This is a genomic window from Chryseobacterium sp. FH2 (genome assembly GCF_001045455.1).
In the GTDB taxonomy this organism is placed as follows: Bacteria; Bacteroidota; Bacteroidia; order Flavobacteriales; family Weeksellaceae; genus Chryseobacterium.
Genome location: NZ_LFNE01000013.1, coordinates 26,905 through 52,231 on the forward strand (window position 1 = coordinate 26,905; position 25,327 = coordinate 52,231).

Here is a 25,327-nt window from a genome sequence, read left to right on the forward strand (position 1 = left end):
ACTATGAAAAAAATCTTTTCTTTTTTATTTTCTACGCTGGGACTATTTGTGTTTTCTCAGCAGGTAGAAAGTTTTGAAACTATTCTTAATGATAAGATAAGTATCAGGGCTATCGAAATTTATGATAATAAAGTTTGGTACAGCGGAACGGATTCTAAATTTGGCTTTGTTGATTTAAGAAATCCTCAGAATCAGTATCAGATTAAACTTTCTGATAAAAAACTTCAGTTTCGGACGCTCGCTCAGGATGATAATTCGTTTTATGCGATTAATATTGAAAGTCCGGCTTATTTTTTTAAGGTTGATAAAAAAGATTTGACGTATAAAATTGTGCACACAGATACCACCAAAACTGCATTTTATGATGCTTTGCTGATGAGTCACAATTTGGGAATAGCATTTAGTGATCCTGATTCTACTCAAAAATTAAATCTTACATTTTCAACAGATAACGGAACAAAATGGACAAATGGAGCATGTGAAAACTGGCCTTTACTTGAAAAAGGGGAAGCTGCATTTGCGGCAAGTAATACTAATATTTCCCGTTATGGTAATAGATTCTGGATTGCAACAGGAGGTAAAAAGTCCCGGATTTACACTAAAAGTGGGGGGTCTTGTAAATGGAAAGCCTATGAAACGCCAATGATTCAGGGTGGATCTTCACAAGGAATTTATTCCATAGATTTTGCAGGTAATAAATTCGGAATTGCCGTCGGAGGAGATTATACCCAACAAGATGAAAACATCAATAATATAGCGACGACAAATGATGGCGGTAAAACTTGGAAGATTCAGGCTTCGGGACAAAACGCAGGATATACAACCTGTGTAAGAATTAAACCGGATTCTTGGGGGAAAGAGATAATTTCCGTTGGTGATCAACATATCAGCTACTCTTCGGACTTTGGAAAAACCTGGAAAAAGATTTCCGGTGAAAAAGGATTTTTTGTTTGTAAATGGATTGATGAAAATACAGTTGTTTTTGCAGGGAAAGATAGAATTTCTGTGATGAAGTTGAAATTTTAGATTCTCAAGATAGAGCATATCTCTGTAAACAATATTCTTTTAAACTTTCTTCTATTTAATTTTGATTAAAATTTCTATATGAAACTTGCTAAAGTATTTCTTTTGATATTAATTCCCACTTTATTTTATACGCAAAAAATACGGGTTTTTATTCTGGCGGGGCAGTCAAATATGAACGGTTTTGGTTACAACAAAGATCTTCCGAATGATTTAAAGAATTTCAAAGACGTTTATATTTTTCAGGGAAACTCTGTTCCTGACGGAGATTTGAATGGAGGTGTCGGAAAATGGGATATTCTGAAACCAGGAAACGGCACGGGTTTTAAATCTGACGGAAAAACAAATATACTTTCAGACCGATTTGGGTTGGAATTATCTTTTGCTAAAAGAATGAAAGAGCTTTTTCCGAATGATAAAATTGCTTTAATAAAATATGCAAGAGAAGGAACTTCCATTGATAGTCTTGCCGCTGCAGGTTTCGGATGTTGGGATGCTGATTTTAACGGTAAAAATGGGATTAATCAGTATGATAATTTCCTGAAAACGCTAAAAAATGCTTTGGCAGAAACAGATATTGATGGAAACGGAAAGAAAGATGAAATTATTCCTTCCGGTATCCTTTGGATGCAGGGTGAGGGAGATGCGAGCTATGACGAAGAAATTGCCAATCAATATTACAATCATTTAAAAATATTAATGAATCAAATGAGAGCTGCTTTGCTTACAGATGATTTACCTGTTGTGGTCGGGAAAATTTCGGATTCAGGAAAAGATAAATCCGGCAGAGTTTGGAAAATGGGTGAACTCGTTCAGTACGCTCAGGAAAAATTTGTTCTCAATGACAAAAAAGCTGCAATTGTCCGTTCAACTAAAAACTACGGTTATGGCGATGATCCGTGGCATTACAACAGTGCGGGTTATATTGATTTAGGCAGGAATTTCGCAGATGAAGTATTTAGACTCATTATAAAATAAATACTGATAGAAAACCCTAATATAATTCATGATTCAAAATTCATAAGTTATATTTAATTTTACAGAATGAAATTTCGTTGAGATTTCAGAACAAATTTTACATGTGGAATGAATTCTTTAATTGATAAATATAATATTCCCGGACCGCGTTATACGTCTTATCCTACAGTTCCCTACTGGGATGAGAATACGTTTTCGCCGGAAAAGTGGAAGGAGAGTGTGGTAAGGTCTTTTCGAGAAACAAACTCGAAAGAAGGGATTTCTATTTATATTCATTTACCTTTCTGTGAAGCTTTGTGTACATTTTGTGCATGTCATAAGCGTATTACAAAACAGCATAGCGTTGAAATACCTTATCTGGAAAGTGTTTTAAAAGAATGGTATTTATATCTTCAGCTTTTTGATGAAAAACCAAAATTGAAAGAGCTGCATTTGGGTGGGGGAACACCAACATTTTTTTCTCCGGAAAATCTGAAAAAATTACTGACTGGGATTTTTGAAACGGTAGATATTGCAGACGATCCTGAGTTTTCTTTTGAAGGTCACCCCAATAATACAACGAGAGAGCATCTTCAGACGTTATATGATTTAGGCTTTAGAAGAGTAAGTTTTGGAGTCCAGGATTATGATCCGAAGGTTCAGAAGGCAATCAACAGAATTCAGCCTTTTGAAAATGTGAAAGAAGTAACGGAACTGGCGAGAGAGATTGGTTACAGAGGAATCAGTCATGACTTGGTTTTTGGGCTTCCCCATCAGCATTGGGATGCGATGGAACATACCATCAGAAAAACATTGGAATTAAAACCTGATCGTTTAGCTTTCTACTCTTATGCCCACGTTCCATGGGTAAAAGGTGTCGGGCAAAGAGGTTTCGATGAAAATGATCTCCCGAGTGGTGAAGAAAAGCGCCGTCTGTATGAAGATGGTAAAAAATTATTGCAGGATTTAGGCTATATCGAAGTTGGGATGGACCACTTTTCTTTGGAACATGATGATTTGTACCAATCTTTAACTCATAAAAAACTTCACAGAAACTTTATGGGATATACCTCAAGCAATACGCAATTGATGGTTGGTTTGGGAATGTCCGCAATTTCAGATTCCTGGTATGCTTTCGCTCAAAATGTAAAAACGGTGGAAGAATATCAGAAAATGGTAGAAGAAGGGGAGATTCCTGTAGTGAAAGGGCATATTTTGAATGATGAAGATCTTACGGTTAGAAGGCATATTTTAAATTTAATGTGTCAGCTTGAAACCACTTTTGATGTTGATAATTCTTTCCCTGAACTGAATAATGCATTCGAAATGCTGAAAGAGATGGAAAATGATGAGTTGGTTGAAATTCACGATCATCAAATCAAAATTACAGAAAAAGGAAGAGCATTTACCCGAAATGTTGCCATGGTTTTTGACTTGAGAATGATGAGAAATAAACCCGAAACAAGAATTTTTTCAATGACAATATAAATAAAAAGCGATTCAGTCTTGAATCGCTTTTTATTGAAGATATTAAACGGAACTGAAGCGGCTTTACTGTTTATCACTCTATTTGATAATCAATTTCTGGCTGTAAGATTTTAATCCGCCAGATTTTAGGTTAATATAGTAAACACCTGCAGGAATTCCGGAAATATTAATACTTTCGCCATCATTTATTAAGCCGGCTTCCAGAACCTTTTTGCCTTCTGCACTGATAATTTCTGCAGTTACCTTTTTATCTTTAATGCCATTCACAAAGACTTCTGTGGAAGCAGGATTGGGATAAATTTTAATCTGACCCAAATTATTATTTTCCTGCGTACCTAAAGTTCCCGTAGTGATTTTATAAACTTTACCGTTATTGACTGCCGCAATGTATAATTCTTTCTGATAATCCTGTCCAAAAGTTGAAAAATTATTTCCTGAATATGCCGATGTCCAGGTGATTGAATTATCAGAGTTTAAAATTCCAATTTGTGTAGAACAATAATCTGCAAAGAAATATTTTCCCTGAAGTGAAGGGTAGAGTGTCCCTCTGTAAACATAACCGCCAGTTATAGAACATTTGCCTCCGGAATGGTCATAAACAGCAATTGGGAAAGTCATTGTCGCAGAGCTTGCACATCCAGCGGTGTTATAAGCATTATTTCCTTCATAGCAGCGCCATCCATAGTTGATTCCGGCTTCTGTGAGCGGCATTCTGTTGATTTCTTCAATAGCTCCCTGACCAACATCTGCAATTAATACATTTCCAGTGGTTAAGTCAAAAGAATATTTCCACGCATTCCGAAGCCCGTAAGCCCAAATCTCATCTGCTCCCTCAATTCCTCCAATGAAAGGATTATCTGCAGGAATGTTATAAGCTGCTGTCGAATTTACATCAATTCTCAACATTTTTCCCAAAAGGGAATTTTTGTTTTGAGCATTATTATTCGGGTCGCCTCCGTTGCCTCCGTCGCCGGTTACCACCCATAAATATCCATCAGGTGCAAAGTGAATACTTCCGCCATTATGATTATCAAATGGTTTTGGAATGTTTAATAAAATTTTTTCAGAAGATAGGTCGGCTACATTAGAATCGCCGGAACTCACAGAGTATCTTGCTACAATGATGTTGCCCGCTGTGTTGTTATAATAGACAAAAAAATACCCGTTTGAAGAGTATTGTGGGTGGAATGCCAATCCTAAAAGTCCTCTTTCACCGCCATAAAGAATTTTCGAACTAATGTTTAAAAAATCAGTAGAATTAATTGTCCCGTTAGGTTGAATAATTTTAATGATTCCATTCTGTTGTACAACGAATAACCTGCTGTCATTCGCGTTTGTAATTTCAACAGGAGCGGTAAGTCCTGTAGCAAATTCTTCTAAATTAATGCTTTGGGAATTAAGAATTAAGGAAGAAAAAATACCTAATGTAAAAAGTAGTTTTTTCATAATATTTTGATATTTAGTGGTTTGGAGAAAATAGATGAAAATTTCGTACCAATCAGAATTATAAAATTAATTAAAATAGGCTGCAAAAATTAATAAATACTTAATAGAGATAAGGTTGCCGATATATCTGAAAATAAATGATTTCTGTTGTTAAAAATTCATAAAACTCAATAAAATGATTATATTTGCCGACTTAATTTAACGTAGTTATAACAAAATGCAAGGAAAAGGACTTATTACAATTGTTGCTATTGTACTAGGGTTAATTTGCTTAAACGAGCTATTACCAACGTGGTACGCCAGCAAAATTGAAAAGCAGGCGACTGCTATTGCAGGAGACAATCCGGAAAAGTACCAGAAAGAGATCGCGAGACTTTCTAAGGATACTTTGAATTTAGGATTCACTAAACTTTATTATTCAAAAGCTAAAGACAAAGAAATGAAACTTGGTCTTGACTTGAAAGGAGGGATCAACGTTCTTTTGGAGATTAACCAGAGAGACTTGGTAAATGATTTAACGAATTATTCTACCAACCCAATTCTTATCGAGGCTTTGAACAAAACTGATGAAGTTCAGAAGAGTTCTACAAAATCTTACATCGATAATTTCTTCGAACAATTCGATGCTATCAACAAAGCAAAGGGGACAAACCTAAAGCTTGCTGACCCAGAACTTTTCGGAAATACCAACCTTTCTGAAATCAAATACAATACTTCTGATGATCAGGTGAAAAGCATTATCAAAAGAAGAATTGATCTTTCTGTAGGTACCGCGTTTGAGGTAATCAGAACGAGAATTGATAAGCTTGGAGCCATTCAGCCAAATGTTCAGAGAGTACCTGGTACGGCTAGAATTTCTGTGGAAATGCCTGGTATGAAGGACATTGATAAAGTGAAGAAAATGCTTCAGACTTCTGCGAAACTTCAATTCTGGGAAGTACAGCAGGTAAATGAAGTTCTTCCTTATTTTGAACAGGTTCAGAATATAATAAATGCAAAAAATGATTCACTGCATAATCATAAAACTTTAAGATTAATAGAGTCTTTACAGCTTAATTCTTTAAGAGCAAATGGTGTAGGTAATGTAAAGCTTACCGATACAGCAGGAGTAATTAAATTTTTAAATTCTAAAGAAGCTATAGCTGCCAGACCAGCCAATCTTAGATATACCCAATTCATGTGGGGATATAAGCCGGAAGCTACAAGTCCTGATGCATTAGTATTATATGCTATCAGAGGGAATATCAACCAAAAAGCTCCGGTAGATGGTGCTGTGGAAACTGCCAGTATCGGTTATGATGAGCTGAGCAGGGTAGTGGTAGATATGCAAATGGATTCTAAAGGGGCTAAAGAATGGAAAACCTTAACTGAGAAAAACGTAGGTAAGCCTGTAGCTGTAACATTGGACGGAAGAGTTTATACTGCTCCGAATGTTGTAAATGCTATTCCTAACGGTAGAACGCAGATCTCTGGTAATTTCTCTCAGGAAGAAGCTAAAGAGTTGGTGGACGTTTTAGGAGCGGGTAAATTACCTGCAGGCGCGAAAGTGGTTCAGGCTACTGTAGTAGGGCCTTCATTAGGACAAGAATCTATTAATGCAGGGGTTATTTCATTTGCTATTGCATTCCTGATTATTATCGTCTATATCATTTTCTATTACGGTGGTGCAGGTGTATATGCGGTAATTGCAATGATTATCAACTTATTCTATATTTTCGGAATCATGGATTCCGGAGACTTTACACTTACCCTTCCTGGTATCGCAGGTATTGTACTTACAATGGCGATGGCGGTAGATACAAACGTAATTATCTATGAAAGAACCAAGGAAGAATTATTTGCGGGTAAAAGCATTCTTGAAGCCTATAAAGATGGTTTCAAACATGCATTAAACGCAATTATCGATGGACACACGACTACATTATTAACGGCTATAGTATTATTCTTCTTCGGAACGGGACCTATTAAAGGTTTTGCATTGACGTTGATGATTGGTATCGTAATGACATTATTCACTTCAGTATTGCTTTCAAGAGTAATGATCTTCAGTAGATTAAACAAAGGAAAACACCTTTCGGTTTGGACTCCTCCTACGAAGAACTTATTCAGAAATACCTGGATTGATTTCATCGGAAAAAGAAAATATGCATATATTATTTCTGCTGTTTTAACGGTTGTTTGTATCGTTTCGATTGCAACTCACGGATTCAAATACGGAATTGACTTTACAGGAGGTAGAAACTACGTTGTAAAATTCGATAAAGCTGTAAATGCTAATGATGTTGAAGAAAAATTAGTAAAAGTATTCCAGACTGAAGATGGTAAAAACTCTTCCGTTGAAGCGAAAACTTTTGGAAATGATACTCAATTAAAAATTTCTACGGATTATCTAATCGAAGATGAATCTTTGAAAGCTGACCAAACGGTTGAGCAGAAATTATTTGAAGGATTAAAATCAAACTTACCTGCTAACATAACTTTAGCAGATTTCAAATCTGCTGACAAAGACCACGCAGGAATCATTTCTTCTGAAAAAGTAGGTCCTACGGTTGCCGATGATATCAAAACGCACGGTATTCTTGCTGTAGTTGCTGCTTTAGGAGGTATTTTCTTATACATCTTATTAAGATTTAGAAAGTGGCAGTTTTCTCTTGGAGCTGTTGCAGCATTATTCCACGATGCGGTTATCATTTTGGGAGCATATTCATTGCTTCATAAATATATGCCTTTCAATATGGAGATTAATCAGGATTTCATTGCTGCAATTTTAACGGTATTAGGATATTCAATCAATGATACGGTAATTATCTTCGACAGAATTAGAGAATATTTAAGAGAGAAAAAATCTTTAACATTGGCCGGATTGTTTGATGATTCTATTTCCAGTACATTAGGTAGAACATTCAATACTTCATTTACTACAATCTTGGTAATCTTGGCAATCTTCATTTTTGGTGGAGATAACTTGAGAGGATTTATGTTTGCGATGTTAATCGGTATCGGGTTTGGTACCTATTCATCTATCTTCATCGCGTCAGCTATTGCTTACGACTTCCTGAAAACAGGAAAAGAAGATGAAGTACATGGTAAAACGACTTCAAGCAAAGAAGTTCTTGCTTCAAAATAATTTATACTACAGTAAATAAGAAAAAGCCTTTCAATTTTGAAAGGCTTTTTTTTGAACTGAATCTTCAATCCGAAAATTAACTTCCGACATCTAAATAATATAATTTAGAATCATTATTTTCCTGATTTGATTATTTTTGCATGATTATGGAAAATTCAAGGAAAAAAGCTGCGATGAGCTTTATATTTATTACGCTGTTGATTGATATTACGGGATGGGGAATCATCATTCCGGTGGTTCCGAAGCTTATTGAGGAGCTTATTCATGCGGATATAAGTGAAGCTGCAAAATATGGTGGCTGGTTGGGTTTTGCGTATGCCTTTACTCAGTTTATATTCTCACCTGTAGTGGGAAACCTGAGTGATAAATTTGGGAGAAGACCTATTATTTTAATTTCACTTTTCGGCTTTGCAGTAGATTATATATTTCTGGCATTAGCCCCATCAATTTGGTGGCTGTTTTTAGGACGAATTATTGCAGGAATTACAGGAGCAAGTGTCACAACAGCGAGTGCCTATATTGCGGATATTTCAACGGACGAAGACAGAGCGAAAAATTTTGGCTTAATTGGCGCTGCCTTCGGGCTTGGCTTTATCATCGGGCCTGTTTTAGGCGGAGTTTTAGGACATTATGGAGCAAGAGTTCCTTTTTATGCTGCTGCCGGATTGTGCTTGTTGAATTTTCTGTATGGATATTTTATTCTTCCTGAAAGTTTAGATAAGGACAAAAGAAGAGAGTTTAGCTGGAAACGTGCAAATCCTGTGGGCTCATTCAAATTTTTAGGAAAGCATCCTGAAATTTCCGGATTAATTGTTTCGCTTATTTTAATATATATTGCGGGACATGCTGTACAAAGTAACTGGAGTTTTTTCACGATGTATAAATTCAACTGGAATGAAAGGATGGTAGGGATTTCTTTGGGAGTTGTAGGCTTATTGGTTGGATTGGTTCAGGGTGTGCTGATAAGGTGGACAACTCCAAAGTTGGGTGAGCAAAAAAGTATTTATTATGGTCTAGCTCTTTATGCTATCGGGATGTTGTTATTTGCCTTTGCTACGGAAGGATGGATGATGTTTGCATTTTTGGTTCCTTACTGTTTAGGCGGGATTTGCGGACCGGCTCTTCAGTCGGTCATTACGAAAAGTGTTCCTTCAAATGAGCAGGGTGAGCTCCAGGGTGCCTTGACCAGTTTAATGAGTGCAACCTCAATTATCGGACCTCCAATGATGACAAACTTGTTCTATTTTTTTACGCATGACGAGGCTCCGTTCAAGTTTTCAGGAGCACCATTCTTTTTAGCATTTATTTTAATGGCAATAAGCGTGGTTATTACTTATATCAATTTTCAAAAAGAAAGACGTTAAGGAATAAAAACTAAAATATAAAACGGGAAATCATAATTTGATTTCCCGTTTTGCATTGCGTATGAAAAAAAGAAGTATTATGGATAAAGTGATTTTGTTCCATTGCTCACGATATTGCTTCCCAGTCCAGAGAATGATACCGAAAAATTACTTGAGTTAAAGCTTAAAGAACCTGTAGGCGTGCAAAGTCCGAGAGCATATCTGCACTGTCCGTAAGCTCCCGTTTTTTTGGTCACCTTACTTTCGCTTTTTGCTTTTCCTAGACTGATGCTTCCCCAATCGCTTACATCTACATTGGAAACTGTGGAACCTGAGTAGTAAATGGTAATTTTATAACCGATTTCTCCTCTTTTAGAGCCCCAAAGCCAGTTGGCTGTCCACCATTGTTTGTACCATTTTGAAGAAACTTTTGACTGTGCGTCTGAAGTTTCGGCATTTCCTCTTTGATCCATCATTATCAATCCGCCGAGAATATTGTCCCAGATAATCCCCGAATCATTATAAAAACAAAGTGAAGTAAATTTTTCACCTTTATTGTCCCATGAAATTTCAATTACGTTTGAATCAACTGTAATTTCTTTTCCAAATAAATTTTTCAGTTCGGTTTGAGCGATATTCAGTTCCTCTCCCGAATTTAAGCTCTGTATTTTTCCGATTTTTACAGTTTCTGGCTCTACAATATTTCCGGCCGCTATAAAATTATCTTTTTGCGAAATTAAGTTCTGAGATATTTCAAGGCCTTTTGATGTTGAAATTTTACCTAAAACAGTTATTCCCGTAATCTGTAATTCATTTTTTAAATGCTTTTCAAGATTAATTTTTGAAGTATTGATTTGGGATTGGACAATTTCAGGCAGGGCTTGGCCAGAAAGGATGATTTCATTCTTTAAATCTGCAACCGTCACTTTTTGGTAAACTGTTTCCTGTGACTGGATTTCACTGTCTTCATTTCGGCAGCTATTAAGCATTAACACTGATAGTACAGCAAAAATCTTACATGTGTTTAGTAATTTTTTCATAGTTAAATATTTGAATGGTTTGTCTTCTAAAAATAATAAAATTTTTAATATAAATCTATTCAATGTGAATTAATTATTTGTAATATTGAAAAAATGAACAGAAAAAACAGAAGAAGATATCAAGATTGCCATTAAACAGAGAATGGATAAGGATTTCTGAATATTACAAGCAGTAGATTCTTTTAAACTTCAAGACTTAAAACCAATGCCATATTTTATATTTCTTAAAATTTGTTTAAAATATTACAGAATTGCATAACATATGTATAATGTTTCGTAATTTTGCGGAATGGAATTAAGCATTGGAGAAATGGCACTGATTGCTGTGGCAATCGTTGTATTATTCGGACCGGATAAACTTCCACAAATTGCACGTGATCTTGGAGCAGGTGTGAGAAAAATGCGTGGTGCAGTAGAAGACATCAAAACAGAAATCATGAAAGAGACGGATAATCCTGTTTCCGAAATTAAGCGTGAGATTGAAAAGGTGAAAGATGCTGCGAAAGATTTCAATCCGATGAAAGATATTGAAAAAGATATTATTACAGAGCCGAAAACATCTAATGATCCTCCAAAACCTAAACCTGTAGATGACGATACCTACGAAGGACCAGTAAGCCGATAAAAATGGACGAAATTATTCAGGAAGATAAAAAGGTTTTCTTATTTCTTAACAATTTAGGAGACACATCTTTTGATCAGCTTTGGATGCTTATTTCCAGCACATGGATTTGGGTTCCGCTTTATATTATCTTCTGTTACTTTTTATTCAAGAACTATAAGCTAAGATCTTTAGTTTTCATATTGATATTCATTGCGATTGGTGTTACTGTTTCAGACCAGCTTGCAAGTGTTTTTAAATATGGTGTGGCAAGATTACGGCCTTGTCATGATCCTGCCTTAGAGCATCATATGCGAATTGTGAAATGTGGGGGGCAGTTTGGTTTTTACTCTGCTCATGCTTCTAATACGTTCTTTTTAGCTGCCTATTTAAGTATTTTGTTAAAAAAGAAACTTAAATGGTTTCCTTATGCTATATTTGTGTGGGCTGTAGTGGTTTCTTATAGCCGAATATATTTAGGAGTGCATTTCCCGATAGATATTTTGGTGGGGGCGTTTGTTGGTACTTTATTGGGTGTTATTTTTGGTGCACTCGCAAAAAAAGTTATCAATAAACAAAATATTACTTCATGAAAAAACAATTATTATTTTTAGCTTTCGGGCTTACTTCATTGAATTTTTATGCTCAGGATGCAAAAATTGCAGAAGATTGTTTCAAAAAGGCAGATTACAAATGTGCGGAAGAACAATATTCAAAATTAGCAGAGAAAGAGCAGATTCAAAAATTTCAGTCGGATTATTACAATAATCTCGGAACTTCTCAGAGAAGATTAGGTAAAACGGATTTAGCTTTTAAATCTTATGAATCTGCTTTAAAATCAAATCCCATGTCAGCTTCCGTATATGCCAATTTAGCATCATTACACAGCCAGAAAGGAAACAAAGCAAAAGCGCTGGAATATATTGCCAAAGGTCTCCAGATAGATCCAGAGAATGTAGATATGTATCTTACGCGCTCTAAGATTTATGACAGTCAGGGAAAGAAAGATTTAGCAGTAAAAGATTTAGATCAGATTTTAAGTTTTGCTTCAGATAATATTTTTGCTAAAACAGGTCTGGCGAATCTTAAAAAGAATAATGGTGATTTGGAAGGTGCTTTAAAAGACTATAATCAACTGATTTCCGATAAACCGGAATCTTTATTGTACAACGGAAGAGCCGATGTTTATCTTAAAATGAAAAAATCAAAAGAAGCGCTTGTTGACGTGAATAAAGCAATTTCAATTGATCCTAAATTTGCACAGTCCTATCTTACAAAAGCATTGATTTTGTTTGATACGGCAAAGCCAAAGGAAGCTTGTACCAATCTTGATAAAGCTGTAGCTTTAGGCTATGAAAAAGCTGTTCTTGCAGATTATTACACAAAATGTACGTCACCCGCAAAATAAATAAGTAAAGAATATTATTGATAGATTTTATACATGCTAAACATTGTTCTTGTAGAGCCTGAAATACCAAACAATACCGGTAATATCGGAAGATTATGCGTGGGTACGGAAAGTAAATTACATTTAATTCATCCTTTTGGATTTGTAATTAGCGATAAAAATCTAAAACGGTCAGGATTAGATTATTGGGTGCATCTTGATGTTACTGAATATGCTGATGTTGAAGAATGGATACAAAATATTCCGGATTTATCCCGTGTTTTTCTGATGAGTTCACATGCTGAAAAATCCTATTTGGAGACTGATTTTAAGGATGGAGACTGGCTGGTTTTTGGGAAGGAAAGTATTGGCTTGAGTAAAGAAGTTCTGGAACGTTTTGAAAACCATTTGACAATTCCCATGTCAAAATTAATCCGGAGTTTTAATATTGCCAACTCTGTTGCTTTTGTGGTTGGTGAGGCAAAAAGACAGATTAATTTGAAAGTTTAATCATTATGATAAGGCTTCCCCTGTAAAATCTGATCCGCGCGATACAACTGTTCAACGATAAATAACCGAATCATTTGGTGGGTAAATGTCATTTTAGATAATGACATTTTTTCGTTTGCTCTTGAATAGATTTCTTCTGAAAAACCATACGCTCCGCCAATCAGGATATGAATTTTTTTTACGGAAGAATTCATCCAGTTGTCTATTTTTTGAGCAAATTCTCGACTTGTAAACTGTTTTCCTTTTTCATCAAGAATCACAACCCATTCATTTTTATCGATATGGTTTGAAAATAATTTTGCTTCTTCTTTTTTCAGAAGGTCGGGTGAAAGATTTTTAGCATTTTTCACATCTGGAATTTCAATTATTTCAAAATTCCAGTGTTTTGGAAGACGTTTTAAATAATAGTTGATTAAAGAAGTGATTTCCTTATCATCTGTTTTACCAATACAAAGTAAATTAATCTGCATTTCTACCTTTAAATTATTTTAATGCAAAGATATTCATAAAATTAAAGAATGTCATACTCTATGGGATTTTAAGAATAATATTAAGTTTAAAAAAATCAGTACTTTTGTAGGAGCACCGATATGATGAAAGCAACATTATATTTTACCTTTTTATGTTTTCCATTAATTTCCTTTTCCCAAGAGATGAAAGAAGAGGAAATCAAAAAATATGTAGAAGAGGATAAAAACAGAATATCGGTTGTAGCCGGGCTCAGTTATCTCAGTGATTCTTTTGGTTTGCTTTATGAAAATAAAGTATTTCGTTTAAGACCCAATGATGCTTTTTACACAGAATTTTTTCTAAGATATCGATGGTTGGATGTAAGTTTTTCTTTTGCTCCAAAGCTTACAAAAATCAATAATGATGATGCTGAAAAAGGTAAATCAAAATATTTCAACGTAGGTTTTAGTTTTTTCGTAACACCAAAAATCAGGCAGAATATCTATTTTAGCGATGTGAGCGGTTTATATTTTCAGGATACCAAAGAGTTGATGAAATTACTTTATGGCCAGGATTACAATGAAGAAGGGTATTTACAGTTTCCTGATGCAAAATATCGATCATTTAAGGGAGAAACAAGTTATCTGTGGTTGGGAAATAAAGCGGATTACAGGAGCTTTACCAATATGACTTATAAGCCGCTAAAAGATGTTTTTGTGGTAAGTACAGGCTTATTTTATCAATATAATATCCTGAGCGGCTTAGACAAAACAATTTATCAGGGCGATATTTTTAATGAAACTGAAGAAGATTCTAAAACCAAAGATTTTAGGATTGCTATGAGATCGGGTGGCGGGATACAGAAAATGATTAAAAAAAATTGGTATACAATTGTGGAAATTTATCCCGAGATTTATTATTCAAAACTATTGAATGAAAATTTTCATGAGTTTAATATCGGGCTTTATTCTAATGCAAGGATAGGTTATGATAACGGGAAATGGTTTTTCGGTGGGGGGACTCAGCTTAATTGGGTAAACAGCTCGGATGAGAACTTTTATTCAACCACCCAATGGCTGTTCAGAATAGGTTTAGGATTTAGGTTCGGTGCTCCGAAGTTTGTGAATAAAAGTTTTGATGCAGTAGATAACACTTTAAAATTTTAACTAAAGAAGTAGAATAATGCGTATAAAGATTCCCAGATTTGTTTTAAAAATTCAAGAATTCTTTGATGATATCCATATTCCTGTTTTAGGGATATCGCTTTGGCAACTTTTTCAGATCTATATTTCCGGTATTTTTAAAGGAAAAATCGGGAGAAAAGCAGGAAGTATTTCATGGAGCTTCACATTAAGTTTGTTCCCGTTTCTTCTCTTTTTATTGTCGGTTATACCTTATATGCCTCATTATGATAAACTTCAATTCTATATTTTTGAAGTTTTGATTCATAATGTTTTTCCATCACACATGGAAACTGAAGTAAGAGGATATATTGAAAATAATATTATTCCTAATATGAAAGGAATCAGTAATTTAACTATCATTCTTGCTTTGGTTTTTGCAACAAACGGAACGTTTTCTTTAATTAACGGTTTTAACGAAAATTCTGAGGAAAAACTCAGTGATGTAAAGGAATTTATTCTTTCATTTTTTATAACAATAGGGTTTATAAGTATCGTGTTTTTAGCCCTTTTTGGGGTATATTATTCTGAGGTAGTTTTGAAGCTTTTTACCCCAACTTATGATATTTCGTGGTTGGTGAATAACTTGTCAAAAATTATTGGGTTTGTTTCTTTTCCTTTGTTTTATTTTATCCTTTTGGCTTTGTTTTATTGGCTGGGAACAGTGAAAATTACAAGATTCAGGCAGGCTGTTCCGGGGGCTGTTTTAACGACAATTTTATTTGTTGTAACTACTTATGGATTTGCAATTTACGTAAAGGATGTAGCAAGATATAACGTTCTGTATGGCTCAATCGGAAGTATGATTTTATTAATGGTTTGGGTCAATGTAAATGTTTATCTGCTTCTTTTCGGAAATGAACTGAATATGGCTATCAGGAAGCTCAGGATAGAGAAATTATTGTCTGACGAACTTAAAAAAGAAGCAACAGGTTATCATGCTGCTACTTCTGAACCTAATTTAGAAAGTGATGAAGAACATAGACGAAAATTTTATAATGACGAGAAAAAAGATTAAATTTTTTACTTTGCTGATTGCCTTGATTTCTTTCACGTCTTGTGATGAAATTAATCGAAATAGAGAAGAAAATAATTACGTTACACCTTACAAAGGAAAATGGGTAGGAAGCTATACAGGTGATCAAAGCGGGACACTTGTTTTAAATGTTGGTGAAAAAGGAGGTATTGAAGGTGTGAGAACATCAATGGAATTTCAGGAAACTTTTTATACGGCTATGCAGGGCGGTGGAAGTGGGGCGTTGTCTACAATGAGCCCTTCGCCATCTGGATTCATTTTATATGGAAGTTTAGAAACCAAGTCAGGCACATGGAAAATGGGTGCTTTAAAAGGAAATTGGGCCGTTGTGAAAAATTAATCTAAAGCCTCAATATTTTTTCTAGAGCTGATATTCAGTAAAACATATCCTAAAATTGCAGCTAAAAATGAAGCAATGAGAATAGCAAATTTAGCCTCATCTTGTATTTCAATTTCTCCTTTAAAGGATAATAGAGCAATGAAAATAGACATCGTAAAACCAATTCCTGCTAAAAGCCCTACACCGAACATTTGAAACCATGAGCTGTTTTGTGGTAAGGTGCTGATTTTTAGTTTGATGGCTAAAAAAGAGAATAGGTTGATTCCTATTAATTTCCCTAAGATCAGACCTCCGATAATTCCCAATCCTAAGGTGCTGGTCAAACCTTCTATCATTGAACTGTTGAAGGTAATATTTGTATTTGTCAAAGCAAAAATTGGCATGATGAGAAAACTTACTGGAAAATGTAGTGTATGCTCTAATTTTTCCAAAGGTGAAATTTCTACATTTGAAGCGTTTGTAGGTATTGAAAATGCTAATAAAACTCCCGCAATTGTTGCATGGATTCCTGAGTGATGTAAGAAATACCATAAAAATATTCCGGGAATGATGTATAAAATAAGTTTGGTAACCTTTAGAAGGTTTAATAGAAATAAAAGAGCTGCTACTCCTAAAGAGAGTAATAAATAAGTCCAATGAATTTGCTCAGTATAAAATATTGCAATCACCAAAATTGCTCCCAAATCGTCTACAATAGCTAATGCGGCAAGAAAAATTTTAACTGAACCCGGAATTTTACTTCCTAACATAGAGATAATTGCCAATGAAAATGCAATATCTGTTGCCATAGGAATACCCCAGCCATTTGCATATTCCGTTCCCGAATTAAAAACTGTATAAATTACAGCAGGAACAAGCATTCCGCCGATAGCTGCGAAAATAGGAAGAGATGCGTTTTTAAAAGATGAAAGTTCACCTTCTACCAATTCTCTTTTGATTTCAAGGCCTACGAGCAAGAAGAAAATTGCCATCAGGCCGTCATTAATCCATATACTTACAGGATAATTCAGATGAAACAAATGGGTACCGACTTTTTTATCTAAAAACTGTTGGAATCCTTCAGCAGCAGGTGAATTTGCTATCAGTAAAGAGATTAAAACACAAAAAATTAAAATAACTCCTGATGATTGACTATTGCTGAAAAATTTTTTAAAGTATATGCTTAAACTCATATTGTGTTTTATAAACGTCTGACTCTTGAAACGCCGTTGATTTCTTTAAGTTTTTTAAAGGTTTGTTCTAGCTGGCTTTTATTTTTTACTTCCAGATTGATATTTCCGGTAAAAATTCCGTTGTTTGATTCAATAGACATACTTTTCATGTCCATTTCCATTGAATTGCTGATGACGGCCGTGATGTCATTGATCATACCCATCCTGTCAAGACCTTCAATTTCAATTTTTACTCGGTTTTTAAAGCTTTCTGCATTTACCCATTTAGCAGGAATTACCCTGTAATCATATTGGGCCCGAAGATTGATAGCATTCGGACAATTATCGCTATGGACCTTGATCCCTTCCGAAATAGTAATAAATCCGAAAATTTTATCCCCCGGAATTACCGTACAGCATTTTGCAAAACTATAATTTAGCTTTTCCTCATCCTTTCCGAAGACAATCATGTCAAGATTTTGATGTTTCGGCTCATCAAAAACGGTATTTTTATTCGGTGATTTTCTGAATCTTGAGAGGAGATTATTAAATACATTTTTACTTTCAATATATTTTCTTAAGCTACTAGCATCCAGTTCATTAGTTTGAAACTTCAAGAATAACTCCTGAGACGTTTTCAGATTAAAGAACTTTTGAAGCTTGTTTACTTCCTCTTCATTAAAATTGATCTTTGCATGACGAAGTTTTCTCTGAAGAATTTCTTTTCCTTCCTCAACTATCTGATTTTTTTGTGAGTTTAAATAACTCTTAATTTTTGACTTTGCTTTTGAAGTAACAACAAATTCCAGCCAGTCAGATTTTGGTTTTTGATTTTGAGAAGAAAGAATATCTATTTGATCTCCATTTTGAAGAACATAGGAAATCGGAACCAGTTTACCATTAATTTTAGCACCCAAACACTTCATTCCCAGATCTGAATGAACGGAAAATGCAAAGTCAAGAGCAGTGGCATTGGTTGGCAAAATTTTGATTTCACCTTTTGGAGTAAATACAAAAACTTCCTTAGAATATAAATTTAATTTAATATTATCTAAAAGCTCAGAAGTAGTAAGGTTTTGCTGTTGCTCCAAAACTTCGCGAATTTCCGTAACCCATGTTTCGAAATTTCTGTCATCGGAACTTTGTTTATAACCTTCTTTGTATTTATAATGAGCGGCAACACCTTTTTCTGCAATCTCATCCATTCTTTCGGAACGGATTTGCACTTCAATCCACTTTTTATCAGGGCCAAGAACCGTCAGATGTAAACTTTCATACCCTGTGGAACGGGGTTGCGTAATCCAGTCACGCATTCTCGAAGGATTACTGTGATAAACGTCTGTTACAATAGAATAAATTTTCCAGGCCAGGAATTTTTCATTCTTTGCGTCAGATCGGTAGATGATTCTAATGGCATAATTATCAAATACTTCCTCGAAAGAAACACCCTGCTTAAGCATTTTTCTGTAAATCGAAGAAATTGCTTTTGCGCGGCCTTTAATTTTAAAGTTTAATCCTTCTTCGTTAAGTCTTTCGGAAACTTCTTTTTTAAATTCCTCAATATATCTTTCTCTGTTTTCTTTTGCAAGCTCTAACTTTTCCGTTATTTCTGTGTAAATGTCCGGATTATTATATTTTAAAGATAAATCTTCAAGCTCTGATTTTATGTTGTACAGACCTAGACGGTGTGCAAGAGGAGCATAAATATAAACTGTTTCAGACGCGATTTTCTTCTGCTTATCCGGGGCCATGCTTTCCAGAGTTCGCATATTGTGGAGACGGTCTGCAATCTTTATTAAAATAACTCTAAAGTCTTCAGAAAGAGTAAGTAGCAGTTTTCTGTAATTTTCAGACTGTACCGAAATGTTCTGGTGATTCATGATGGATATCTTTGTTAATCCATTCACGATATTGGCAATTTTTTCCCCGAAGATCTTTTTGAGATCTTCGTAAGTATAATCAGAATCCTCAATTACATCATGCAGTAATGCACATGCAATAGAAGTTGCACCCAAGCCAATTTCTGTCGCTACAATTTTTGCAACGGCAATGGGATGATAGATATACGGCTCGCCCGTTTTTCTTCTCTGGTCTTTATGGGCATCCAGCGCAATGTCGAATGCCTTTCGGATGAGTTTGTTATTTTCCTCATCCAAAGTTCTGTATGTATTGGAAATCAGATCCTTATATCTTGCGAGAATCTCCTTGTTTTCCTGTTCTAAGTCGTAACTCATTTGTGTAAAAAGCCTATAATTAAACGAAAATACGAAATTTTTTCCACTTTTCAAATACAAAAAAATCCGCAGAAGATTCTACGGATTTTCGGTTATCAGTTTTTAATGTATTTGTTAAAATTTCACTTCTGCGGAATCCATGCCATTGCTTGACCCTTTTATTTTCATATCAGGGCTGTTGTGAATCTCAGCTTTGCTTCTGGCATCAATATAGCTTTTCAATTTTTGATAATGAGCTTGTTCAAGGCTCATATTTTCAAATAGATATGTTTTTAAAACAGAATTCTGCAAAAAGATATTTTTAGCGCTATCTGCCTGTTCATTGTTTTTTACTGAAACACTCGCAAGATACTGAGGATTCATATGGTTATCATCAAGATATACAATGTAATCTGAATTTCCGAAACCAATATTTTCTAAATCGGCTTCCAGTTTTTTGTAATCGCTGTGATGTTCAAATAATCCAGCTAATATATTTGACATAAGCAATAGTTTTTAATTTGTATTTAAAGGTAATAAATTAATTTTAAATTTTGATTAATTTTCAATAAAATTTCAAATTAATTATTTTATCTATATATTTATAGTGTAATATTTGGTAATATCTATTAAACTGGTGTTTAATTTTAGATTAATTTAAATTTCGATTAATGTGTGGATCTATCAGTTTAGATTCAATATCCTAATTATTAAAAATTATGGCACTTATTTTTTTAAAATAATTCAAATTTATATTCAAAATAAAACAATCCCATGAAAAAAAATCTCCTTGGTTTTATCCTTTTATCATCTTTATTTCAAGCACAGTACAGTTGGTCTGTCTTTTCTTATCCGCCTTCTAATGGTGCCGGCAGATATGATGATGTATTTTTTTTAAATGAAAATTTAGGCTGGGCGGCAAAAGGTGGAAACGGTGCTGTTTTCAAAACTACAAATGGCGGGACTACGTGGACCCAGCAGGTTGTAAATGGTGCTACCAATCAATATTTCAGAAATATAGAGTTTTTGAATGAAAATATAGGCTTTCTTGGAACCTTAAACAACAATTTTTATAAAACCACGGATGGGGGAGCTTCTTGGCAGAAAGTAGACAATATTTCGCCTTATCCGGAAGCGATCTGCGGATTGGATTGTGTGGGAACGTCTACTGTTTATGGGTGTGGTGCCTGGTTTTCGCCTGCATATATTATAAAATCGACAGACAGCGGGAATACATGGCAGTATATTGATATGTCAGCTTATGCAAATGCTTTGGTAGAAATTACATTTATTAATGAAAATGTAGGGTTTGTATCTGGGAATGATGAAAATGGAGGAGTGGTTCTTAAAACGATTAATGGAGGAACTACTTGGACAAAAATTTATAACAGCAATATCCAAAATGAATATGTTTGGAAAATGCAGTTTTTAGATAATAACAAAATTTTCTGTTCTATTGAATCTGAGGCTCCGCACACGGGAAAATTATTAAAATCACTGGATGGTGGTTTCACTTGGGAAACTAAAGATTTTCCTGATACTTATGTTCAGGCGGTTGGTTTTACCTCTGAAACCCACGGATGGATGGGCGGTCACAATACAGGATTTTATGAAACCAATGATGGCGGAAATACATGGACGGATACGGGCATTGGAGGTTCTTTAAACAGAATTTTCTTTGTAAATAATAATCTTGCTTTTGCTGCCGGAACAAATGTTTATAAAATGACAAATGGAAATTTAGGAATTAAAGAAAGTTTTAAAGAAAGTCTTGAAAGAAAGCTAAAAATAGAAGTTGTTCCAAATCCTGTGAAGGATAAGCTTAATCTCAATGTTTATTTTACACATTCGGATCATATCATAGTGGGATTATATGACGCTTCAGGAAATTTTATTAAAAATATTTTAAAAGATAATATCAGGAATGAAGGAGCCAAAAAATATTCGTTGGATTTTGATTATCCAAAGGGAAATTATCTTCTTGATGTACATTCTAACCTTGGAAGACAGTCAATTAAAATAATTAAATAATAAAAGCGCAGATTTCTGCGCTTTTATTTTGTTGAAATTTTAATCTATTTTTTCATTTTTGATTTCCTCAACAATCTCAGGATTTAACAGGGTAGAAATATCTCCAAAATTGCTGAAATCGCCCTCTGCAATTTTTCTCAAAATTCTACGCATAATTTTCCCTGAACGTGTTTTCGGCAGCCCTGAAACAAACTGTATTTTATCTAATTTTGCAATCGGTCCGATTTGGTCTGAAATCAGTTGATTAATCTCCTTTTTTAAGTTTTCTTTCTGACGCCCTTCTCCGGTTTCTTTTAAAATTACAAACCCGTAAAGCGCATTTCCTTTAATATCATGAGGATAGCCTACAATCGCAGATTCTGCTACAGCCGGATGTTCGTTGATACTGTCTTCAATCGGAGCAGTTCCTAAATTGTGTCCTGAAACAATGATTACATCATCTACACGACCGGTAATTCTGTAATATCCGACTTCATCTCTCAGAGCGCCGTCACCAGTGAAATATTTTCCGGGAAAAGCAGAGAAATAAGTCTCTTTGTATCTTTGATGGTCGCCCCATATTGTTCTCGCAATTCCCGGCCAGGGAAAACGGATGCAAAGGTTTCCTGTCACCTGATTTCCTGAAATTTCATTGCGCTTATCGTCCATTAAAACAGGCTGGATTCCCGGTAAAGGCAGGGTGGCATATGTAGGTTTTGTCGGTGTAACGAATGGAAGCGGTGAAATCATAATTCCTCCCGTTTCTGTTTGCCACCAGGTATCGACAATCGGACATTTTTTCTTTCCAACATGATCGTTGAACCAATGCCATGCTTCATCATTAATTGGTTCGCCTACAGAACCAATTACTTTTAATGTACTTAAATCATGCTTATCAACCCATTCTGTACTTTCTTTTGCTAATGAACGAATGGCAGTTGGAGCTGTGTAAAACTGGGTAACTTTATGTTTTTCAATCACTTCCCAAAATCTGTCGGGTTCAGGATAAGTAGGAACTCCTTCAAAAATTACGGTAGTTGCCCCATTTAGAAGCGGTCCGTAAAGGATATATGAATGTCCTGTAATCCAGCCAATATCGGCAGTACACCAATAAATATCATTTTCTTTATAATTAAATACATTTTTGAAGGTATAAGCTGTGTAAACCATATAGCCGGCACAGGTATGGAGCATTCCCTTTGGTTTTCCTGTAGAGCCGGAAGTATACAAAATAAAGAGTGGGTCTTCTGCATCCATAATTACTGTCACGAAATCAGGAGAAGCATGTTCGTATAAATCAGCCAACCAGAAGTCTCTGTGCTGTTTCATTTTGACCTCGTTGTTTGTTCTTTTTACAACTAAAACTTTTTCTACACTTGGTGTTTTTTCAAGCGCTTCATCTACGATGCTTTTTAAATCTAAAATTTTATTTCCTCTGTAGCTTCCGTCTGATGTAATTACCATTTTCGCACCACAGTCATTTACTCTGGAAGAAACGGCAGAAGCGGAAAATCCTGCAAAAATAACCGAGTGAACTGCTCCCAATTTTGCACAGGCCAACATGGTAACCGCCAATTCAGGAATCATCGGAAGATAGATGCAGACTCTGTCACCTTTTCCGATACCCATTTCTTTTAAAACGTTGGCTGTTTTGTTAACCCGTGTATATAATTCATTGTAAGAAATATGCTGTGCCTCTTCTTTCGGGTCGTTGGGTTCCCAAATGATGGCTGTTTTGTCGCCTCTTACGGAAAGGTGCCTGTCCAGACAGTTTTTTGTGATATTCAATTTAGCATTTTTAAACCAGGTAATTTTTGCTTCATTCATATCATATTTTACGACCTTGCTCCATCTTTGGTACCACACAAAATTTTGGTCAGCTATATTATCCCAGAATTTCTTGGGATTTTTAATAGATTTTTTATATTCTTCAAAATAATGCGGTAAATCTTCTATTAGATAATTTCTCATATCCTTTCGTTTTTGAAATTTGAATTTTATTATATTTTAAATTTATACTTAATTTCTCTTTTAAGCCCTATAATCCTCGATTTTTTGCTGAATTTCTTCAATGATTTTTTCATCATCAATCGTCGACGGAATCTGGAATTCTTTTCCGTCTAATAGAGTTCTTATTAATTTTCTTAAAATTTTTCCGGAACGTGTTTTTGGTAAACGTTTCACAGTCATTACATTTTTAAGACAGGCAACCGCTCCGATTTTTTCCCGGACATTTTTTACAATATCTTTTTCCAAATCTTTTTCCAAAATCGTCGAGCCATTTTTTAAAACCACCGATGCAAAAGGAATCTGCCCTTTCAAATCATCATCAATGCCCACAACTGCACATTCTGCAACATCAGGATGTGATGAAACGATTTCTTCCATTTCCGAAGTTGAAAGCCGATGGCCGGCAACATTAATCACATCATCAACACGTCCTGTAATGAAAATATATCCGTCTTCATCTTTAATCGCACCGTCTCCGGAGAAATAATATCCTTTGTATTGTGATAAATAACTGTTTTGAAACCTTTCATTATCGTTCCAGATTCCTAGTAATGCACCTGGAGGAAGTGGAAGTTTAATGATTAAATAGCCTTCCTGATGAGCATCTAGTTCATAACCGTTCTCATCGAAAATTTTAATATCATATCCGGGAATTGGTTTTCCAGCAGAAGCTCTTTTGATATTGTAATTGTTATCAAAAGTCATTAATCCCAACATCGGCCAGCCGGATTCTGTCTGCCACCAATGGTCAATAGCAGGAACTCCGATGTGTTCTGCGAACCAGTCTAATGTCGCAACATCACATCTTTCGCCTGCCAGGAACTGCTTTTTAAAATGGCTTAAATCGTATTTTTTAACCAATTCTCCGTCCGGATCTTCTTTCTTAATGGCACGAATAGCGGTTGGAGCGGTAAACATCACAGAAACTTTATATTCCGAAATGATTCTCCAAAACGTTCCTGCATCGGGAGTCATGATAGGTTTTCCTTCAAAAATAATCGTTGTATTTCTGTTAATTAAAGGTCCGTAAACCGAAAAACTATGCCCGACTGCCCAGCCAAAATCGGATGCAGCCCAATAGGTTTCTCCCTGTTCAACTCCATAAATATATTTCATGGAAAATTTTAAAGCGGTTGCATATCCTCCTGTATCACGGGTGATTCCTTTTGGTTTTCCTGTCGTTCCGGACGTATACAGCAAATAGAGGGGGTGAGTTGACTCAACGGAAACGCAATCAACGGGTTCTGATTTTTGGACTAATTCGTCATAATCAATCAATCCATCAAACATTTCATGTTGATTGTCAACTAGTTTTCTGTTGTAAACGATAATATTATCAACTTTATCCTGGGCTAATTCAATTGCTTTTTCAACAAGCGGTAAATAAGGGATTCTTTTCGCAATTTCTACTCCGGCAGTTGCTGTAATTAAAGCTTTTGGCTTACAATCATCGATTCTCACTACCAATTCATGAGGCGCAAAACCTCCAAAAACCACATTATGAATCACGCCAATTCTCGCACAAGCCAACATGGTAAAAAGTGTCTGTGGGATCATGGGCATATAAATAACAGCTGTATCGCCTTTTTTCAATCCCAAAGAAACTAAGCCCCCTGCCAGTTTTGAAATTTCTTCTTTCGCCTGATTGAAAGTATATGTTTTTTTCTGATTCGTAACAGGTGAATCGTACACGATTGCAACCTGCTCTCCAAAGCCGTCTTCAATATGCCTGTCAATACACAAATAGCACATATTGAGCTTTCCGTCGGAAAACCATTGAGCATATTGGGTTTCATCTTTTGAAAGAATTTGCGTAGGAAATTCAAACCAGCGTATTTCCTGGGCCCGTTCTTTCCAGAAATTTTCTTTATCTTCTATACTTTGTTTAAATAAATCTTCTGCGTTCATATTATTTTTGTGTTTCATGTCATTGCGAGAAGCGGAGCGACGAAGCAATCTCTTGATAATCTTAATTCTTAAATAGTCTTAATGGTTTAAAAATTAACTTTTAAAT

At 35.1% G+C, this 25,327-nt stretch carries 21 protein-coding genes; 13 read left to right on the top strand and 8 right to left on the bottom strand.

The annotated features are described in order from the left end of the window. Positions 1 to 3 precede the first annotated feature (3 nt). From ACM39_RS16935 to hemN, 3 genes are all read left to right on the top strand, one after another. Complete coding sequence (locus ACM39_RS16935; RefSeq protein ID WP_048512236.1) at positions 4 to 1,026, top strand: WD40/YVTN/BNR-like repeat-containing protein; 1,023 nt, start codon at positions 4 to 6, stop codon at positions 1,024 to 1,026. 78 nt (positions 1,027 to 1,104) lie between these two features. After that, positions 1,105 to 2,001, top strand: coding sequence for a sialate O-acetylesterase (locus ACM39_RS16940; protein WP_053073344.1), 897 nt, complete (start codon positions 1,105 to 1,107; stop codon positions 1,999 to 2,001). A 108-nt stretch (positions 2,002 to 2,109) separates the two neighbouring features. Further along, positions 2,110 to 3,468: an oxygen-independent coproporphyrinogen III oxidase gene (gene hemN / locus ACM39_RS16945; protein ID WP_048512237.1), complete on the top strand. Its 1,359-nt coding sequence runs from the start codon at positions 2,110 to 2,112 to the stop codon at positions 3,466 to 3,468. A 78-nt stretch (positions 3,469 to 3,546) separates the two neighbouring features. Here hemN and ACM39_RS16950 read toward each other — a convergent pair whose 3' ends face one another. After that, the gene (locus ACM39_RS16950; protein WP_048512238.1) at positions 3,547 to 4,914 is read right to left on the bottom strand and encodes a PQQ-dependent sugar dehydrogenase; all 1,368 of its coding nucleotides are present in this window, start codon (positions 4,912 to 4,914) and stop codon (positions 3,547 to 3,549) included. Positions 4,915 to 5,131: 217 nt separating this feature from the next. Here ACM39_RS16950 and ACM39_RS16955 point away from each other — a divergent pair, with 217 nt between their 5' ends. Together ACM39_RS16955 and ACM39_RS16960 are read left to right on the top strand one after the other, a co-directional pair. Continuing rightward, complete coding sequence (locus ACM39_RS16955; protein WP_048512239.1) at positions 5,132 to 8,041, top strand: protein translocase subunit SecDF; 2,910 nt, start codon at positions 5,132 to 5,134, stop codon at positions 8,039 to 8,041. Between the two features lie 146 nt (positions 8,042 to 8,187). Continuing rightward, positions 8,188 to 9,405 (top strand): TCR/Tet family MFS transporter, encoded by a 1,218-nt coding sequence (locus ACM39_RS16960; protein ID WP_048512240.1) that lies wholly within the window; start codon positions 8,188 to 8,190, stop codon positions 9,403 to 9,405. Between the two features lie 77 nt (positions 9,406 to 9,482). Here the strand turns inward: ACM39_RS16960 and ACM39_RS16965 are convergent, their stop codons facing one another. Next, the gene (locus ACM39_RS16965) at positions 9,483 to 10,424 is read right to left on the bottom strand and encodes a hypothetical protein (RefSeq protein ID WP_048512241.1); all 942 of its coding nucleotides are present in this window, start codon (positions 10,422 to 10,424) and stop codon (positions 9,483 to 9,485) included. A 289-nt stretch (positions 10,425 to 10,713) separates the two neighbouring features. Between ACM39_RS16965 and ACM39_RS16970 the strand changes: the two genes are divergently transcribed. Genes ACM39_RS16970 through ACM39_RS16985 form a run of 4 tightly spaced genes read left to right on the top strand, consistent with a single transcriptional unit; the run spans position 10,714 to position 12,922 of the window. Continuing rightward, positions 10,714 to 11,049, top strand: a complete 336-nt coding sequence (locus tag ACM39_RS16970; protein WP_048512242.1) for a twin-arginine translocase TatA/TatE family subunit — start codon at positions 10,714 to 10,716, stop codon at positions 11,047 to 11,049. Between the two features lie 2 nt (positions 11,050 to 11,051). After that, on the top strand, positions 11,052 to 11,618 hold the full coding sequence (locus tag ACM39_RS16975) for a phosphatase PAP2 family protein (RefSeq protein ID WP_048512243.1): 567 nt from the start codon (positions 11,052 to 11,054) through the stop codon (positions 11,616 to 11,618). Continuing rightward, positions 11,615 to 12,433, top strand: a complete 819-nt coding sequence (locus ACM39_RS16980) for a tetratricopeptide repeat protein (RefSeq protein WP_048512244.1) — start codon at positions 11,615 to 11,617, stop codon at positions 12,431 to 12,433. Before ACM39_RS16975 ends, ACM39_RS16980 begins: the two co-directional genes overlap by 4 nt. Before the next feature lie 33 nt (positions 12,434 to 12,466). Then, positions 12,467 to 12,922 (top strand): tRNA (cytidine(34)-2'-O)-methyltransferase, encoded by a 456-nt coding sequence (locus ACM39_RS16985; RefSeq protein ID WP_048512245.1) that lies wholly within the window; start codon positions 12,467 to 12,469, stop codon positions 12,920 to 12,922. Here the strand turns inward: ACM39_RS16985 and ACM39_RS16990 are convergent. Next, a complete protein-coding gene (locus ACM39_RS16990) occupies positions 12,919 to 13,392 on the bottom strand; it encodes a 23S rRNA (pseudouridine(1915)-N(3))-methyltransferase RlmH (RefSeq protein WP_048512246.1) in 474 nt (157 codons plus the stop codon). The genes ACM39_RS16985 and ACM39_RS16990 overlap by 4 nt on opposite strands. Positions 13,393 to 13,575: 183 nt before the next feature. Between ACM39_RS16990 and ACM39_RS16995 the strand changes: the two genes are divergently transcribed. The 3 genes from ACM39_RS16995 to ACM39_RS17005 are packed head-to-tail and all read left to right on the top strand — an operon-like array spanning position 13,576 to position 15,929. Continuing rightward, the gene (locus tag ACM39_RS16995; RefSeq protein ID WP_165585135.1) at positions 13,576 to 14,538 is read left to right on the top strand and encodes a DUF4421 family protein; all 963 of its coding nucleotides are present in this window, start codon (positions 13,576 to 13,578) and stop codon (positions 14,536 to 14,538) included. A gap of 16 nt (positions 14,539 to 14,554) precedes the next feature. Next, positions 14,555 to 15,571, top strand: coding sequence for a YihY/virulence factor BrkB family protein (locus tag ACM39_RS17000; RefSeq protein ID WP_048512248.1), 1,017 nt, complete (start codon positions 14,555 to 14,557; stop codon positions 15,569 to 15,571). Next, positions 15,552 to 15,929 (top strand): hypothetical protein, encoded by a 378-nt coding sequence (locus ACM39_RS17005; protein ID WP_048512249.1) that lies wholly within the window; start codon positions 15,552 to 15,554, stop codon positions 15,927 to 15,929. Before ACM39_RS17000 ends, ACM39_RS17005 begins: the two co-directional genes overlap by 20 nt. On the opposite strand, the gene nhaA is transcribed toward ACM39_RS17005, so the two are convergent. The 3 genes from nhaA to ACM39_RS17020 all read right to left on the bottom strand — a co-directional run bounded on the left by nhaA (position 15,926) and on the right by ACM39_RS17020 (position 19,797). Beyond that, the gene (gene nhaA, locus ACM39_RS17010; RefSeq protein ID WP_048512250.1) at positions 15,926 to 17,101 is read right to left on the bottom strand and encodes a Na+/H+ antiporter NhaA; all 1,176 of its coding nucleotides are present in this window, start codon (positions 17,099 to 17,101) and stop codon (positions 15,926 to 15,928) included. The two genes, ACM39_RS17005 and nhaA, sit on opposite strands and share 4 nt — an antisense overlap. Positions 17,102 to 17,109: 8 nt before the next feature. Beyond that, the gene (locus ACM39_RS17015) at positions 17,110 to 19,314 is read right to left on the bottom strand and encodes a RelA/SpoT family protein (RefSeq protein WP_048512251.1); all 2,205 of its coding nucleotides are present in this window, start codon (positions 19,312 to 19,314) and stop codon (positions 17,110 to 17,112) included. Between the two features lie 114 nt (positions 19,315 to 19,428). After that, the gene (locus ACM39_RS17020) at positions 19,429 to 19,797 is read right to left on the bottom strand and encodes a hypothetical protein (protein ID WP_048512252.1); all 369 of its coding nucleotides are present in this window, start codon (positions 19,795 to 19,797) and stop codon (positions 19,429 to 19,431) included. 270 nt (positions 19,798 to 20,067) lie between these two features. Here ACM39_RS17020 and ACM39_RS17025 point away from each other — a divergent pair, with 270 nt between their 5' ends. Then, positions 20,068 to 21,324, top strand: coding sequence for a T9SS type A sorting domain-containing protein (locus ACM39_RS17025; protein WP_048512253.1), 1,257 nt, complete (start codon positions 20,068 to 20,070; stop codon positions 21,322 to 21,324). Positions 21,325 to 21,363: 39 nt separating this feature from the next. Here ACM39_RS17025 and acs read toward each other — a convergent pair whose 3' ends face one another. Together acs and ACM39_RS17035 are read right to left on the bottom strand one after the other, a co-directional pair. Beyond that, the gene (gene acs, locus ACM39_RS17030) at positions 21,364 to 23,304 is read right to left on the bottom strand and encodes an acetate--CoA ligase (RefSeq protein WP_228377145.1); all 1,941 of its coding nucleotides are present in this window, start codon (positions 23,302 to 23,304) and stop codon (positions 21,364 to 21,366) included. Between the two features lie 30 nt (positions 23,305 to 23,334). Beyond that, entirely contained in the window at positions 23,335 to 25,221 is a 1,887-nt protein-coding gene (locus tag ACM39_RS17035; RefSeq protein WP_048512293.1) for an AMP-binding protein, read from the bottom strand. Positions 25,222 to 25,327 lie beyond the last annotated feature (106 nt).